This is a genomic window from Zobellia uliginosa, assembly GCF_900156625.1.
In the GTDB taxonomy this organism is placed as follows: domain Bacteria; phylum Bacteroidota; class Bacteroidia; order Flavobacteriales; family Flavobacteriaceae; genus Zobellia; species Zobellia uliginosa.
Genome location: NZ_FTOB01000001.1, coordinates 1,009,480 through 1,025,685 on the forward strand (window position 1 = coordinate 1,009,480; position 16,206 = coordinate 1,025,685).

The 16,206-nt window shown below is 41.7% G+C and carries 15 protein-coding genes; 11 read left to right on the forward strand and 4 right to left on the reverse strand.

Annotation, left to right across the window (positions count from 1 at the left end; translation table 11 throughout):
• Positions 1 to 119 precede the first annotated feature (119 nt).
• From BW980_RS04235 to BW980_RS04250, 4 genes are all read right to left on the reverse strand, one after another.
• Positions 120 to 515, reverse strand: a complete 396-nt coding sequence (locus BW980_RS04235) for a response regulator (RefSeq protein WP_076453652.1) — start codon at positions 513 to 515, stop codon at positions 120 to 122.
• 4 nt (positions 516 to 519) lie between these two features.
• Positions 520 to 2,085, reverse strand: coding sequence for a sensor histidine kinase (locus tag BW980_RS04240; protein WP_076453653.1), 1,566 nt, complete (start codon positions 2,083 to 2,085; stop codon positions 520 to 522).
• A gap of 274 nt (positions 2,086 to 2,359) precedes the next feature.
• Positions 2,360 to 4,450: a methylmalonyl-CoA mutase gene (gene scpA / locus BW980_RS04245; RefSeq protein ID WP_076453654.1), complete on the reverse strand. Its 2,091-nt coding sequence runs from the start codon at positions 4,448 to 4,450 to the stop codon at positions 2,360 to 2,362.
• A 12-nt stretch (positions 4,451 to 4,462) separates the two neighbouring features.
• Complete coding sequence (locus BW980_RS04250; protein ID WP_076453655.1) at positions 4,463 to 5,848, reverse strand: methylmalonyl-CoA mutase subunit beta; 1,386 nt, start codon at positions 5,846 to 5,848, stop codon at positions 4,463 to 4,465.
• 65 nt (positions 5,849 to 5,913) lie between these two features.
• Here BW980_RS04250 and BW980_RS22890 point away from each other — a divergent pair, with 65 nt between their 5' ends.
• From BW980_RS22890 to BW980_RS04300, 11 genes are all read left to right on the forward strand, one after another.
• A complete protein-coding gene (locus BW980_RS22890; protein ID WP_262508135.1) occupies positions 5,914 to 6,036 on the forward strand; it encodes a hypothetical protein in 123 nt (40 codons plus the stop codon).
• A gap of 29 nt (positions 6,037 to 6,065) precedes the next feature.
• Positions 6,066 to 6,569, forward strand: coding sequence for a T9SS type A sorting domain-containing protein (locus tag BW980_RS04255; protein ID WP_076453656.1), 504 nt, complete (start codon positions 6,066 to 6,068; stop codon positions 6,567 to 6,569).
• 203 nt (positions 6,570 to 6,772) lie between these two features.
• Complete coding sequence (locus BW980_RS04260; protein ID WP_076453657.1) at positions 6,773 to 7,768, forward strand: T9SS type A sorting domain-containing protein; 996 nt, start codon at positions 6,773 to 6,775, stop codon at positions 7,766 to 7,768.
• Between the two features lie 4 nt (positions 7,769 to 7,772).
• Positions 7,773 to 8,252, forward strand: coding sequence for a hypothetical protein (locus BW980_RS04265; RefSeq protein ID WP_076453658.1), 480 nt, complete (start codon positions 7,773 to 7,775; stop codon positions 8,250 to 8,252).
• A complete protein-coding gene (locus BW980_RS22255) occupies positions 8,222 to 8,515 on the forward strand; it encodes a hypothetical protein (protein ID WP_139327581.1) in 294 nt (97 codons plus the stop codon). Before BW980_RS04265 ends, BW980_RS22255 begins: the two co-directional genes overlap by 31 nt.
• Entirely contained in the window at positions 8,512 to 10,668 is a 2,157-nt protein-coding gene (locus BW980_RS04275; RefSeq protein WP_076453660.1) for a hypothetical protein, read from the forward strand. Before BW980_RS22255 ends, BW980_RS04275 begins: the two co-directional genes overlap by 4 nt.
• Before the next feature lie 347 nt (positions 10,669 to 11,015).
• Positions 11,016 to 12,182, forward strand: coding sequence for a glycosyltransferase (locus tag BW980_RS04280; RefSeq protein WP_076453661.1), 1,167 nt, complete (start codon positions 11,016 to 11,018; stop codon positions 12,180 to 12,182).
• Between the two features lie 15 nt (positions 12,183 to 12,197).
• Positions 12,198 to 13,337: a polysaccharide pyruvyl transferase family protein gene (locus tag BW980_RS04285; RefSeq protein ID WP_076453806.1), complete on the forward strand. Its 1,140-nt coding sequence runs from the start codon at positions 12,198 to 12,200 to the stop codon at positions 13,335 to 13,337.
• Between the two features lie 3 nt (positions 13,338 to 13,340).
• Positions 13,341 to 14,750, forward strand: a complete 1,410-nt coding sequence (locus BW980_RS04290; RefSeq protein ID WP_076453662.1) for a Coenzyme F420 hydrogenase/dehydrogenase, beta subunit C-terminal domain — start codon at positions 13,341 to 13,343, stop codon at positions 14,748 to 14,750.
• Positions 14,747 to 15,301, forward strand: a complete 555-nt coding sequence (locus BW980_RS04295; RefSeq protein ID WP_076453663.1) for an LbetaH domain-containing protein — start codon at positions 14,747 to 14,749, stop codon at positions 15,299 to 15,301. The genes BW980_RS04290 and BW980_RS04295 overlap by 4 nt, the downstream gene beginning before the upstream one ends.
• Positions 15,301 to 16,203 (forward strand): glycosyltransferase family 2 protein, encoded by a 903-nt coding sequence (locus BW980_RS04300; RefSeq protein ID WP_076453664.1) that lies wholly within the window; start codon positions 15,301 to 15,303, stop codon positions 16,201 to 16,203. Before BW980_RS04295 ends, BW980_RS04300 begins: the two co-directional genes overlap by 1 nt.
• Positions 16,204 to 16,206: the final 3 nt, after the last annotated feature.

The following is a 16,206-nucleotide window of genomic DNA, read 5'->3' on the forward strand; positions in this document are numbered from 1 at the left end:
GACAGGTGGGGGTAAAAATAAGGTTTTGTTGAAAAATAGGGTGTTTTTCAACGGAGCTACAGGGGCTTGGAAGAGGACTTTAGCCCTGATAATGGGGGTTCAGCGAGAAGGGAGTATGATTATTTTGAGCTTTCAAATTTTGACTCGTACAGCTTTTGGCAAATAATTTCGAATTCAGTAGTCAATTCGTATTCGTCTATAGGTTTTTTGAGAATGTGGATCGGGCCGGTCTTACGGGCACTTTCCAAGGTGTTGAAATCGGAGCTCCCCGTAATATACACAAAAGGTATTTTATATTTCTCCTTGATGAGCGTAGCCGTTTCAATGCCATTGAGCGTTCCCGATAGTCCGATGTCTAGCAGCACTACGTCGGGCATGTACGACTCTATGATGTAGAGCGCGTCTTCACCGTTGTCGGCGGTCTTTACATGGGTGCTGCCCACATTGGTAATGATATGTTCAATGAACATTTGAATAATCAGGTTGTCTTCTACTATTAGAACTTTTGTAGTCATACTGTTAAGATATCTGTTCAATTTCTTGAAACGTTATTATATAATGAGTGCCCTCTTCGGTATTGTCTTTTTCTATGTTGCCCTTTAACTGCAGGCTCAGCATATGAATGAGTTTTAGGCCCAAGGATTTGGTGTTCCTGAAGTTCACCGTTTCTGAAAAACCACTTCCGTTATCCCCGATATGCAAAAGGTAGTTGGGGTATTGCGCCTTTTCGAATTTGATGGTGATTAAGCCCTTGTTTTTGTTCTTAAAACCGTACTTCAACGAGTTGGTGATGATTTCATTGATCATGAGGCCGAGTGGAACGGAGGTGTCAAGGTTCAAATGAAGTTCTTCGGCTTCTAGCTTTAAATCGATTTCCTTATTTCGCCCTTTCATTGAGGCGATCAGGGTCGTAGCCAATTGGTTGACGTAGCGGCCATAGTCGATTCTGCTCAAGTCGTTTGATTTGTAGAGCATTTCATGTATAATGGCCATAGAGTTGATGCGGTATTGACTGTACCTGAACAGGGCCTTTATCTTTTCGTCGTTGATAAAGCTTGATTGTAAGCTTAGGAGACTGGTAATGACCTGTAAATTGTTTTTTACCCGATGGTGTATTTCCTTTAATAGGGTATCGCGTTCGTTGAGTTGTTGGGTAACGATCTTGTTAAGGGCGTTGACTTGCTTGTTCTTCTTATAGAGTATATAAACAATACCCAACAATATCATAAGGCCAAGGGTTAAAATGGCCGAAGTGATATAGGTCGATTTTTTATAGGCCGATAGCTGATTTTGTATAGAGGCAAGGTTTACCTTGGTATAGAGTGTCCATAGGTGCTTGCCTTCATGGTTAATTTTACGTACGTGATAGTAAGGATGGCCAAAGGAGTTTTTTTTGCTAAGGTCAGTTTTAAGGGTTTCGTATGGTTTTTCGTTATCGCTACTGTGAAAGACTTCGTTTTTTGAGTTTAAGAAACTAATGTTCTGACCTTTAAAATTATCCAGCCAGTGGGTGGCATTAAGGTTGAGTCCTACGATTCCCTTCAGTTCGTTCTGAAGATAAATTGGGGTAAAAAACCGGATGGTAGGTCTGTGCGGAACTTCCACTTCTTGGTTTTCTACATTCAGTTCAATTTCTGAAATGTATACTTTTCCCTTGGGTAGTGCCAAAGCCTTCTTAAAATAGTCTCGATCACCTTTGTATTGGGTGTTGGTGGTGACAGGATTGCTTTTATTCTCTATCCGTATCATTTCCATCCCCCGACGGTCAATTAGGCGGACTTGAAAATAATTGTTGTCGATATTGAGAAAACGGGACAGTTTCTGTTGGGTGATTTCTATAGGGGTGTTCGTTTTAAGATCGAGTTCGATGAGGTCCCTTAAAAAAATAACGTTCTTTTTACTGATGTTGTAAAGTTCATAAAGACGGGACTCGGTATCCTTGAGTCGGTTTTCGGTGGTAATCTCCTCTACAAGGGTGATGTTTTTTTCGTATAAATTGATACGTTGAACGGAAAGATACCATATAATACTACACGTAATTAAGAATAGTAGGGTCGATGCGATTATTAGTTTTTTTCCCAGCATTGATTCTATTCTTAGGGTTGTAGATTTATATGAGTTTAAGCCTTGTCAATATGATTTTTTCATCATGTAGAGCGGTTGTATCTTTAAATTTACTTCAAAATCTAAGCCGATGGAGTTAAAATATGTTAAATTTGTAGTATAAATAGTACAAATTTGTTGTATTTTGACATTTATGCAACAAATTATGCAATAATATAAAATGTAGGGGCCTTCACTTCTTTAGTAGGAAGAAGTGTAGTCGTAAAAATGTTTGATTTTCAGTTCCGATTTGAACTCAGGGGTCTTCGTCGAGTAAGATTTCGAGAATAAGTAGGGCGGCTTCGGTAATTTTGGTCCCGGGTCCGAATACGGCTATGGCACCACTTTCCAGTAGAAAGGGATAATCTTGTTTTGGTATGACGCCGCCCACTACGACCATAATATCGTCACGTCCATAGGATTTCAGTTCGGAGATTACCTCGGGTACCAAGGTCTTATGGCCTCCAGCCAAAGAGGAAACCCCCAAAATGTGAACATCGTTTTCTACGGCTTGCTTGGCCACTTCGGCAGGGGTTTGAAAGAGCGGGCCTATATCGACGTCGAAGCCCAGGTCGGCATAGCCCGTAGCTATGACCTTGGCGCCGCGGTCGTGCCCGTCTTGGCCCATTTTCGCAATCAAGATACGGGGGCGCCTACCGTCTTGTTCGGCAAAGCGGTCTGAAAGTTCACGCGCCCGTTTAAAGCTTTTGTCTTCCCTTATTTCTTTTGAGTACACGCCGGTTACCGATTGAATGTTAGCCTTGTATCTGCCGAACACCTTTTCTAGGGCCGTGCTGATTTCGCCCAAGGTAGCCCTATGTCTTGCGGCATCTACCGCTAAAGCTAATAAATTTTCACGGGTGTTATGCCCTTGTGATGTATTCGCAATATGCCGTGCCGCCGCTGTAAGTCGGTCTAAGGCTTGTTCTACCTGTTGCTTATTGCGGTTTTGCTTTACCGACTGTAGGCGTTCGAGTTGCTTTTTCCGTACGGCATGGTTGTCGACTTCCAGAATCTGCAACATGTCGTCATCTTCGGTCAGGTATTTGTTGACCCCGACAATGATATCGCGGGTACTGTCGATGCGGGCCTGTTTTATAGCGGCCGTCTCTTCGATGCGTAATTTGGGAATGCCCGTTTCTATGGCTTTGGTCATCCCTCCCATACCTTCTATTTCCTGGATCAGTTCCCAGGCTTTGTGGCTGAGTTCTTCCGTGAGTTGTTCCAGGTAATGGCTACCGGCCCACGGGTCTACGGTTTTAGTGATTTTGGTTTCTTCGCGTAGGAACAACTGGGTGTTTCTGGCAATACGGGCCGAAAAATCTGTCGGAAGGGCAATGGCCTCGTCCAAGGCGTTGGTGTGCAGGCTTTGGGTGCCGCCCAATACGGCCGACAGGGCCTCTATGGTGGTCCGGGCCACATTGTTGAAGGGGTCTTGTGCGGTAAGGCTCCATCCACTGGTTTGGCAGTGGGTGCGGAGCGACATCGATTTCTCGTTTTTCGGATGGAACTGTTTTACCAGTTTGGCCCAAAGGATACGGCCAGCCCTTAACTTGGCGATTTCGGCAAAATGGTTCATGCCGATACCCCAGAAGAAGGAAAGCCTTGGCGCAAAACTATCGATGTCGAGTCCCGCTTTAAGGCCTGTTCGGATATACTCCAGGCCGTCGGCCAAGGTATAGGCCAGTTCAAGTTCGGCGGTGGCGCCCGCTTCGTGCATGTGGTAGCCCGATATACTAATGCTGTTGAACTTGGGCATATGCGCACTGGTATAGCGAAAGATATCGGCAATAATTTCCATGGAGGGCGAAGGCGGATAGATATAGGTGTTTCGTACCATAAACTCCTTCAGGATATCGTTTTGTATGGTGCCCGTAAGTTCCTGTAAAGACACTCTTTGTTCTTCGGCGGCAACGATATAGAAGGCCATAATGGGCAATACGGCCCCGTTCATGGTCATGGAGACCGACATTTCGTTCAAGGGAATACCATCGAAGAGAATTTTCATGTCCTCTACCGTATCGATGGCCACGCCAGCTTTTCCCACATCGCCTACCACCCGTTCGTGGTCACTGTCGTATCCCCTGTGGGTAGCCAGGTCAAAGGCAATGGAGAGTCCTTTTTGGCCTGCCTTCAGGTTCCTTCGGTAAAAGGCGTTGCTTTCTTCCGCCGATGAAAAACCTGCATATTGTCTGATCGTCCATGGGCGTTGTACGTACATGGTACTGTAGGGGCCGCGTAAATAAGGAGGGATGCCTGCTGCAAAGTTCAGCTGCTCCCTATCGCTTCCGATGGGGGCCTCTGCCGCCTTTTTTTCAAATGCTATGTGCTGTATGTCTTTTCTCATCTGAATCACAATCTACTGATTTGAACGTTCATGCCATCCTTCCTGTTCTAGGCGTTCGCGTTCCAATTTTTCGCTCAAGCGTTTCGGAATAATCGGTTCGATCAAGGTTTTTTGTGCGCGCCGGGCCATAAAGGGATTCCGGTGGAGTTGGGACTTCATTTGGTCTTCGCGATTGGTGTAGGCATTGGTGCCGACCAATACTTCTTGCTTATTATCGAAGCGGAGCTGTTCCTTTTGGGCGCTTTCCTTGATTTTCTTTTGAAGGGTATGTTGTTTCAGTTGTTTTAGAAAACCGCCTCCCGCCTCTATGTTTTTAAAGAGGAACAAGGCTTTTTCCGCCAGTTGGTCGGTAAGGCTTTCAATATAGTAGCTGCCGTCCGCTACTTTTTCAAGCGAATTGAAATAGCTCTCCGTTTTTAGGATAAGCAATTGGTTGCGGGCCATGCGCTCGGCAAATTCGTTGTTGTCGTGATATATAAAGTCGTAGTTCAGGCTACTGACGGCATCGGCCCCGCCCAATATGGCCGACATGGCTTCGGTGGTGGTCCGTATCATGTTCATATTGTAATCGTAGAGGGTTTTGTTCCGTTGCGATGGAGAGGCTTCGATGTGGCAATTCAGGTTATTGTTGTATTCCGGGGCGAGTAAATTGAAGAGCTTTCGCAAGGCCCGAATTTTCGCAATCTCGAAAAAATAATTCCCGCCAACGGCCACTTTAAGGTTTAGGGAAGTCAGCTTTGGGTAGCGATTCAGGTATTCATTGGCATGGGCCAGGGCGTAGGCCAATTGTTGTACCATGGTCGCCCCTGCATTTTGGTAAAGAGAGGCATCTACGCTGATTGTGTTTTTTTGGGGGTGGGCTTTAGGCGAGAGCAGTAGGGTATCGAGCAACTCAAAATCGTCTTTCATTCTACGGTACCAGTTACCGCTGCGGGCCAATTTTCCAATAGGGTCTAGATTCAGGGCCAATGGATCGCTTTGTAGGGTGCCCAAGTATGATACGGCATCCGGAGGAAGGTCGTGAAAATCAAGGGTAACCTCGGTATGTTCAAGGGTTATGTTTTGATACAGGGTTTTAAGGTCGGCTGGGGCCGAAGTAATGCTAAAGCGAATGCTGTCGGCGCCGTTTTTTAGGGCGTGCAAGGCCCTTGCATTGGCGGAGGTAGCCGTGTCGACGTTAATATGTTGTACGATGTTCCATGCTTTGGGGGGAGTCGGTACGGGCAGAAGTTCGGTGGTCCGGTCGTCGGCGTGGTAAAAGGGTTTGACCTTGATGCCTTCGGGAGATTCCCAAACCAATTTTTCGTTATAATCGGCCCCTTTAAGATCATACTGGATCTTTTGTTTCCACGCTTTAGCGGAAACTTCCTGAAAATCGGTGAACAGTTCTTCTTTCATAAAAATCGTTGCATAGAAAGCTAGTTGAAAAGTACGATTTTAGGGGCGATCCAAAAAATATGTAGATGAAGTTTCTGTTTCCGTCCTTTCCGTTAAGGGGATGCCGATATAGAAGGGAAACATCGATAAACGGTAAGCGAGTGGTGCAGTTGGTCGAAAACAACAATAAATTAGGACTTTGTTTGTAATACAGGCTGTTGTCGGTCGTTTCCCCAGCATGAAACAAGTGTTTAGTTCCCTTATCGTATTGGCTTTCTGTGTTGTAGCCAAGGCACAAAATGTGGCAAAGCCCGAAAATTCGTCCGCAGCCATGGCCTCCTTGAACGTGTCGGGGGGAGAGGCCAGTAGCAGTAAAGGCTCTGTGGTCTATTCCGTAGGGACGATTTTTTATACCAATATAGAAACACAGCACAATACGGTGTCTCAATGTATACAACAGGCCAAGTTAGAAAAAGGCAATGACTTAAAAGATATTTCGGAGCTAAGGGTGATGGCCTATCCGAACCCTACTACCGATTATGTATTGATCGATATTTTGGACTATGGGAATGAAACGGCCCGATACGAATTGTTCGATTCTAGGGGGAGTCTTGTAAAGAGTGAACGCATTCATACGGCCACAACAAAATTACCCATGGATGATTTAGGGGCGTCTACCTATTTTTTAAAAGTTATCGTAATGAACCGATTTGAAAAAACGCTGCCCCTGATAAAGATGTAAACCATAATGGCCCGTATACCGATTGATGACGTTTTACGGGATAAGGGTCAAACAATTTAAAGAAGTGTATTTTATCGATATTATAATACATTACATCGATTATTGATAATTCTGCAGATCTTGTTTTTTTGGATAAATTTTTAATCTAAAATAGGTAATTTCACGTATACAAGTAGCCTTTGTCCCCAACGATAGCGCTACTTATGAAAAAAATTGTCCCCTTTTTAGTATTGGTTTTCGGCTATACTTGTGTGCAAGGTCAGCAGAATAAAAGTAATACATCCGAAAATATGGTAATCTATAATGCTTCAGGAGGTGATGCTCTTTCCGGCAGTGGGTCGGTGGCCTATTCCCTTGGAAGTATTTTTTATAGTGTAATTGAATCACCCCGTATATTGGTTTGTGAAGGCGTACAACAGGCCGAGATGGAGGAAGAAACGGTAGTCGATGAAGAGGAAGTCGAGGATCCCGAGGAAAACCCCACCTTACCCGAGACCCCGATTGAAACCCCTGACCCTGTAGTAGATGAGGTGCCAACGGAGCCCTTACCGGAAGTGCCAGTGAACGAAGGGGAAGAGGAAGGTCCTGAGGAAAACCCCACCTTACCCGAAGCCCCAGTTGAAGCTCCTGACCCTATAGTAGATGAAGCGCCGGTAGACGAAGGGGAAGAGGAAGGTCCTAAGGAAAACCCTACCTTACCCAAAGCCCCGGTTGAAACCCCTGATCCTATAGTAGATGAAGTGCCAATGGAACCCTTGCCGGAAGAACCGATAGGCGGAGGGGAAGATGCCCAGACACCTCCCTTGAGTCCCCTACCAGAACCTGTGATGGTAGACCCTCCTGAGGAAGGGGAAGTGCCGGACACCGACCAAGAGCCCGATGCGGGCCAGTCCTATGAACTGCCTTTGCCCTTACAGGCCCAAGATCTTGTAGGGCATGCGCTTCAAGATGTGGGGGAGGTTGACATTGTCACCTATCCAAATCCCGTGGTGGACGATTTTTCCATCGGAATAAAAAATTATAGAGATCAGCATGCCTGGTATCAACTTTTTGATCAAGGGGGTAGGGCGCTCCTTGATGGGCGAATCTCTGGGAGGACCACTGAGGTGGCCATACCCCATTTGAGTCCCGCTACCTATGTGCTGCGCATATATATAGCCAACCAAACGGTCAAAACCTTAAGGATTTTAAAAAAGTAACGCTATGAAATTGAAATTTTTATTTGCTTTTATGCTGCTCGCCTTCATGGAAATGTCGGCGCAGGCACCCGAAAAAATGAGCTATCAGGCCATTATTCGGTCGAGTGACAACAGTTTGGTGATCGATGCGCCGGTCAATCTTAAGATTATTGTACGCCAAGGGGGTGTAAACGGAAGCGGCGTATACGAAGAGTCGCATTCGGCCACGACCAATGCCAACGGTTTGGTAAGTTTGGAAATCGGTGCCGGCAGCCAGATTTCAGGTAGTTTTAGTGAAATACCATGGGACAACGGTCCCTTTTTTATAGAGACCCAAGTAGACCCCAAGGGCGGAAGCAACTACTCCATTATCGGGGTGAGCCAGTTGTTGAGCGTGCCTTACGCCTTGTATGCCAAATATGCCGAAAACGTATCGGGGGCGGCTACGGGCAGTGGGGGTATTCCAGTGCCGCTGTGGTATCCTTGCGGGCGTCGCGTAATATAGCTGCAGGTGATATCGGGAATACCTTGGAGTGTACCAAGACCGCTACGGTAACCCTTACCTCTGGATTTTCGGATATGCAGGTGGGGGAGACGGTGAATTTAGAGGCCCATAACGGGGCTTCGCTTACCGTAAAAGCGGCAAGTGGTGTATCTTTGAATTACAAAGAGGGCGGTACCGCCAATTTTAAAAGCGAGAGCGGGAATGTACGCTTTGGGTTATTGCGAAAATCAGGGGATAACGCCTATATAATATCAGGACAATGAAGTGTTTTAAATTTTTATTTCTATTGTGTGTAGTTTCGGTAAGTGCCCAGAGCTATCATTATGCCTTGGATGAAAAATCGGTACCTGATTCCCAAGATTCAGAGGTAAGTGAAGCCGAGAACCTGCCAGAGGAAAAACTCTATTTCGATTCATATTTACTTCCACTTGAAGATGCGTACAAGTTACAGGAAGCCTTGGATACTTATGGAGCTGTTCGTCTTGAAGAAGGGAATTACCCCGGTCCTAAAATTGTATTGAAATCAGGTCAACGTTTATATGGACATCCGACTAAAAATAAAGTGCCTAGTATTACTATAAAGGCTGGTAGTAAGGATGTTTGGGTACTAAATGTAAATTCTAATATAACTTTTGAGGCTGGTGCCGAAATATCCAACTGTACGATAAAGAATCTACTGTTTACTACCCTAGAATGTAAGGATTGTAGTTTGTCTGATAATGTGTTCATTAATTTGGATCGATGTATGCTGAATTGGGATTGTGGTAATGCTGGTTATTTTCGTAACAATAAATTTATTAAGCATTGGATTCATGGTAGGTGGCCTCAAATTGTGATGAAAGGAAATAGTATTACACCGAGTTATGGTAATGTGTCGGTTTGGTTGAACTTATTGACTCCAGGAGGTCATTCTGCCGAATTTGAAAACTTGAAATCACTTACATGGGTTGGAGTGGATGCGGAGAGTTGGAACTATGATGGGGAGAGTGATAAGCCGTTGCTCAATATGAAAAAAATGGGTGAGGTTAGTTTAGTAGGTATGACTGGGGGGAACAACGGTCCCCATAAGACTCCGGTATTTGATGTGGAAGCTGAAATTCTTAACATACAAAAGCAAAGTCTGACATCTAAAGGAGGGGGAGCAAGTGTGGTGCAGCCGAATACAGATGTATTTTCTTTGTCTGATGATTCTGAAGGATACAAATTGGTCAATCCCCAATCAGGTACTAATTTGGCTATGTTTTCAAATAGTGCCGACGTCTACCTTGATAAAAGCCCTGTAGTTTCAAAAATAACAGGTGGAAATTTAGAAAAGATAAAAGCTAATATTATAGGTTCTCAATCTAAACCATGGAGTAGAGGTGAATTTGGTAATTTACCCGATCCGATGGGTGGTGAATGGGGAGGAAAGAGAAAAAATCAGTTAGATCAGTCTGAGTATATTCAGAATCTGGTAGATTCAGGTAATATTGCAGAATTGGATGAAGGGGTTTATTATATTGGAAGTAGTATTGTTCTAAGAGATGGGCAGGGAATTGTTGGTAAAGGTACAGCGAAGACTGTTTTGGTTGGTCTTACCGATGATTTTCCACTGATTATTGGGGAAGGGGCTTCTTCTGCAGTAGATTTTACTCTTGCTAATATGACATTGCAGGGGGGGCGTTCGGGCTTTCGAATACGGTCTGATGGGGATAGTTTTTTACAGGTCACCTCGTGCAACTTGAAATTTTTGGTTTTTCGTGATCAACAATATGGTATTCATTTGGATAAATTCTATGGATTTGATAATAATTTTATCGATCATGTGAGTTTTGTTAAATGTGGAGTTGGTTTTTATCAAGAAGTAGATCCGTCATATGTAAGTGGACAGACTAAATCTATGATGTATGTTGATAAATTGGTGTTTTACGAAAGTCAATTCATTAATTGCGATATTGGTGTGAGTATGATGGCCGGTCGTGCTGACAATTTAATTGCATGGGTAAATTGTAAGTTTGACGGGAATAGGATTGCTGCTGATTTAAAATATCATATTGGGTCGTTCTTTGCTAATTGCGATTTTATTAATAACTCAGGTGAATATATCATAGGGGAAAGTACCATTTCCATCTACTCGGGATTGTTCAAAAACAATAAATCAAATACTATTTTTAAATCGAGAGATGTCTATATGGAAGGCACAGTCGTGTCGGATAATATTCCTTTATTTGCTAATGATATCAAGAGCAGAAATGCATTTATAGTTAATTCAAGTTTAAGTGGGGGATTAGGGCGTTTGGATTATGGATTGCTCGTCAATTCGGTTATAGGTTCGGGAAACTCACATCCTCTTTTGATTAAAGTGAATGAAAAAGCGCAAACAGTCCTTATAGATTCTCAATCTCATCCGTATCCTCAGCTTTTGGTAAGACATTAATTTCTTGTTTGACAACTGTTTCTAAGCATGGATTTAGTTGCAGTTTTATTAATCTTGATATGTAGGCTTTTGGAGTCTGTTTATTTAGAAAAACCAAACATATCTAACTAAATTGTATGAAGCTGATAAAAATGAAGTCAATTGGATATAATTGGGTTGAATAGTTTGAGATTATCCTGCAAAAGAATGATATTTACTTGCGATTTAATAGGTTGCCATTTTTGTTGAAAATGGTCCAACAAACGTGTCTTATTACTTTTTGATGTCCGTTAAATTTATGATTAACAATGTTTTTTTGGGTAGTTCTTTCAGACTATTTGAGGTGTAATTTAAATTGAGAAAAAAGCATGAAAATACTTCGAGTTATAGCAAGCATGAACCCTAAGCAAGGAGGACCATGTCAAGGTATCCGAAATGCTATTCCGGAGCTTCTGAAATTAGGTGTAGAGAATGAGGTGGTTTGTTTTGATGAATTGGATGCGGATTACTTGGGTAAAGATTCGTTTAAAATATACGCTATTGGAGGAGCAAAAAATCCATGGAGATACAATAGTAAGTTAATTCCATGGCTACTAAATAATTTCGCTGGGTATGATGCGGTAATTGTTCATGGCCTTTGGCAATATCATAGCCATGCTGCAATAAAGGCAATGCGGGTCTATAGAAAATCAAAAAAAGCGTCTCCAAAGATTTATATTATGCCACATGGTATGCTGGATCCCTATTTTCAAAAAGCTAAAGAAAGACGATTAAAGGCATTGAGAAATGAGGTGTACTGGCGTTTGTTCGAGAATAAGGTTGTTAACGGTGCAGATGGTATTTTGTTCACTTGTGAAGAAGAATTATTACTGGCCAGAACTGCGTTTGCCAATTATAATCCGAAAAAGGAAATTAATGCAGGGTATGGTATCCAACCCCCGCCACACAACAATCCCAATAATAAAAAAGCTTTCGCGGAAAAGGTGCCAAAATGGAAAGGAGAGCCTTTTTTTTTGTTTTTAAGTAGAATTCATCAAAAAAAAGGTGTTGATTTATTGATTAAGGCCTATTTGCGACTAGAGAAAGAATTGTCAGAATTGCCACAACTTATAATTGCGGGTCCGGTTGATCATGCATATGGTCACGAGATACTGAAATTGGGAGAAACATCTGAAAATATTCTATTCACAGGAATGTTGACAGGAGCTGCAAAGTGGGGGGCTTTTTATGAGAGCGAGGCTTTTGTTTTGCCGAGCCATCAAGAAAATTTTGGTATAGCTGTAGTGGAAGCTTTGGCTTGTAAAAAGCCTGTACTTATAAGTAATAAAGTTAATATTTGGCGTGAAATAGAAAAAGAAAAGGGTGGAATCGTGAAAAACGATAATGAAGAGGAAACTTATGAACTATTAAAAAAATGGTTGTCTTTCAGCGAAGTGGAAAAGTCTAAAATGGCTATAAATGCGATTAAAGTTTATCAGGAATATTTTACAATAGCTCAAGCAGCTCGTCAATTTTTAAAAGGAATAAACCCTTAAATGAATACCTCCCAAATGAAAAAAATAGGAATTATTACCATTCTTAACGTAAATAATTATGGGGCTGAACTCCAGGCTTTTGCCCTTCATCATAAGCTCAAGCTTATGGGGTTTGATAATGAGATTATTAATTACCTCTATTATAAAAATCCTAACTACAAGAGTGAAGCGGCCTCTCAACCTCTTATAAAAACTTCAATAAAGAATCGATTAAAAGATTTGGCTTTAAAGTGGTTAGATAAATATAGTGCGTTCAAATATCCTGAAATCGCAAAAATCAGAAAGCAACGTTTTGATGGTTTTCATGAGAAGCATACGGCTGTGTCAAAAACATACCACAGCTATTCCGAACTCTATAATTCAACATTAGGTTATGATACTTATATTGTTGGAAGTGATCAAGTATGGAACCCGAATAATGGTACGAATATAGCTCCTTATTTTCTCACTTTTGCGCCTAAAGAAGCTAATAAAGTTTCTTATGCGTCTAGTTTTGGGGTTGGTAGTATAGATGGAACCTATTATGACCAATATAGAAAATGGATTAACAACCTTAAGCATATAAGCACAAGGGAATCTGATGGTGTCAATATCATAAAAGATATAACCGGCAAGGATGCATTGCATGTTGTTGATCCAACCTTATTGCTTTCAAAAGAGGATTGGCAGAACATTATGATTCCTTACGAACATAGTGAGCCTTATATTTTATTCTTCATATTTAAGAAAAACAAGTACGCTGAAGATTTGGCATATAGAATACAAAAGAATACAGGTTATAAAATAATTCGTGTTTGTAAAAATGAAATGCCCTTAGAATCGGACGATAAAATAATAAATATTAGAGATTACGGTCCTGCCGAATTTCTAGGGTTATATAATAGTGCCAGCATTGTTTTAACAACTTCATTTCATGGAAGTATATTTTCGTTGATTTTTGAAAAACCTTTTTATACAATTACACCGGCGAGTAAAAATAATAATAGCCGACAAGAAAGTCTCATGAACGTAGTAGGTTTACAAGAACGTTTATTGCGGGAAGGTGATGAGGTGAATTTGAATAAATTAACTGATATTGATTTCGAAATAGTTAAATCTAAATTAGATAAGCAAATAAACATTTCAGTTGAATTTTTGAAAAAATCATTAAACTAGTTTATGACAGCAGATACTAAAAAAGGGAGTTTAGAGAAGGTAGTTTCAGGTGGATACTGTACGGGGTGCGGAGCATGTGCTTACGCTACAAGTACAAAAATGAGTATTAATGAGTATGGCGAATATATACCTGACCTTAGCTTAATTGAAAAAAAAGATCAAAAAACGATAGAGAAGGCAGAGTTTGTTTGCCCCTCATTAAATCCTTCTTTCAATGAAGATGTGCTGGCCAGTACCTTTTTGGGTCGGGATAATGATAAAAGTAGTGAGTATATAGGTCCTTATCAAAACGTCTATGGGGGGTATGTAGTTGAGTCCGACTATAGAAATCGTGGTACTTCTGGTGGTTTTGGGACTTATATTGGCGCGGCACTCTTCGAGAACGGAATGATTGATGGCGTCATACATGTTAAGGAAGCAAAAAGGAACAACGCTTCTGATCCTTTTTTTAAATACGGAATAAGTACAACGTTGGATGAAATCCAAAATGGAGCTAGAACAAAATATCATGTTATAGAGCTTTCTGGAGTTTTAAACTTAATTCATGAAAAACCGGGAAAATACTTATTGATAGGTGTACCCTGTATGATAAAGGCGATTAGAAGGGTGCAATTGCAAGATTCATATGTGAAGGAGTCTATAAAATATACGTTGGCCTTAGTTTGTGGTCATCTGAAAAGCGTAAATTGGACACTTTCCTTGGCGTGGGGAAAAGGAATTACACCTGAAAAAGCAACTAAGTTTAAATATAGGACTAAGGGTGAGGGTATTCCTGCAAGGGCCTATGTGTTTACAGCTTATAGCGATGCTCAAGAGATTGTTGAAGATTCGGGAAATGTTATAGGGGGTAAATTCAATCAGGGGGCTTTAATGTTAGAGGCTTGTGATTTTTGTGATGACGTAGTGGGTGAAACTGCGGATATTACCGTTGGTGATGCTTGGTTGCCTCAATTTGAAATTGATGCGCAAGGAACGAATATGCTTATTATTCGTAATAAGGAAATAAATAGCCTATTGGAGAAATGTATTGAAGAAAAAAAGGTGAATTTAGTAAACCTTACCGAAGAAGATGCCAAGTACGCACAGGCCGGCGGGTTTAGGCAACGCAGGGAAGGATTGTCATATCGTTTACATAAGAAAGATAAATCAAATAAATGGAGGCCGGAAAAAAGAGTGGCTGCTAATTCCTATAAGCTTTCTCCACTTAGGAAGACAATTTATACGATGAGATCAGATGTTACTAAAGTGTCTCGAGTAAGCTTCCACAGGGCGCTTAAAACTAACAACTATAGTATTTACCAACGACGTATGAAAAGCACGCTTAAAAGGCTTCGTATGTTAGAGGTGGCAAGTTCGGCTCCTAGAATTATCAGTAAAAAAATTGCGTATATACGTTTAAAAAATAATATATGAGTGACGCTTACAATATGACGGAAACCCGACATAATTTTTCTAAGTCTAATAAAATTGGAAGGGTTGTGTGGTCTATTGGGTATCTGCTTTTGTTTAGGCCATTTTCTATTCGAATTTTCCGAAAATGGAGAATTTTTGTTTTGAGACTCTTTGGGGCAAAAGTGTCTTATAAAAGTATTGTACATGCTAACGTAAAGATTTGGGCTCCATGGAATCTTGAAGTGGGGGATTATTCATGTGTAGGCCAGAAAGTAGACTGTTATAATCAAGGACGAATTACTTTAGGGAATAATGTTACAATAAGCCAAAAGTGCTACCTGTGTGCATCTAGTCATGATTATACGAGTAAATCACATGATTTATTTCTGGCGCCAATAGTTATAGAAGATAAATCTTGGGTGGCCGCCGATGCATTTATCGGACCGGGTGTAACGATTGGTAAAGGTGCCGTAATTGGCGCTAGAGCAGCAGTTTTTAAGAGTGTTGAACAGTGGTCCGTTGTTGGGGGTAATCCAGCTAAATTTATTAAAACACGCAAAATAAAAGACTGATGCATTCCATCTCTACCTTTATTCTGACCTATAACGAAGAAAAGCATATTGAGCGCTGTATCAAAAATGCCCAACGCTTTTCCGAAACCGTATATATTGTCGATTCTTTTTCTTCGGATAAAACCGTTGAGTTGGCTGAATCGTTAGGAGCAAAAGTCTATCAGAATAAGTGGGAAAATAATCACGCCAAACAGGTCAACTGGGCCCTTAAAAACTTGCCGATTCAGACCGAATGGGTTTTTCGCCTAGACGCCGATGAATATTTGACCGACGAACTCATCGTGGAAATTGGGGAAAAACTCCCTACCCTAGAGCCCCGTGTTTCGGGCGTGGTCTTCGAGCGGAAAATGTATTTTCTGAATAAGCTCATGACCAAGGGGATGATTCAGATGAACATCTTGCGAATGTTCCGTTATGGGAAGGCGGTTTGTGAAGATCGTTGGATGGATGAACATATAGTACTTACCGAAGGAGATAGTATGCAGTTCGATGGCTTTTTTGTAGACCATAATTTAAATCCCTTGGGCTGGTGGATTGAAAAACATAATAATTACGCGATTCGTGAAGCTGTAGAGTTGTTAAATCTAGAGTTTGGGTTAATAGAGCCCAAGGGTGAAGCTGCAAAATATGCCATGTCTGCCGATGCCCAATCCAAACGGGACAAGAAAAAAAAGTATGCCAATATGCCCCTCTTTTGGCGTTCCTTTATCTACTTTGTCTATCGTTACTTCTTTAAATTGGGGTTTACCCAAGGCAAGGAGGGGTTTTTATGGCATTTTCTTCAGGGTTGGTGGTACCGTACGTTGGTGGATGCTAAAGTGTACGAGATAAAAAAAGCTTGCGGAGATGATACTGACGGTATGAAACTGTATATATATCAGAACTATGCTATAAGATTGTAGCCA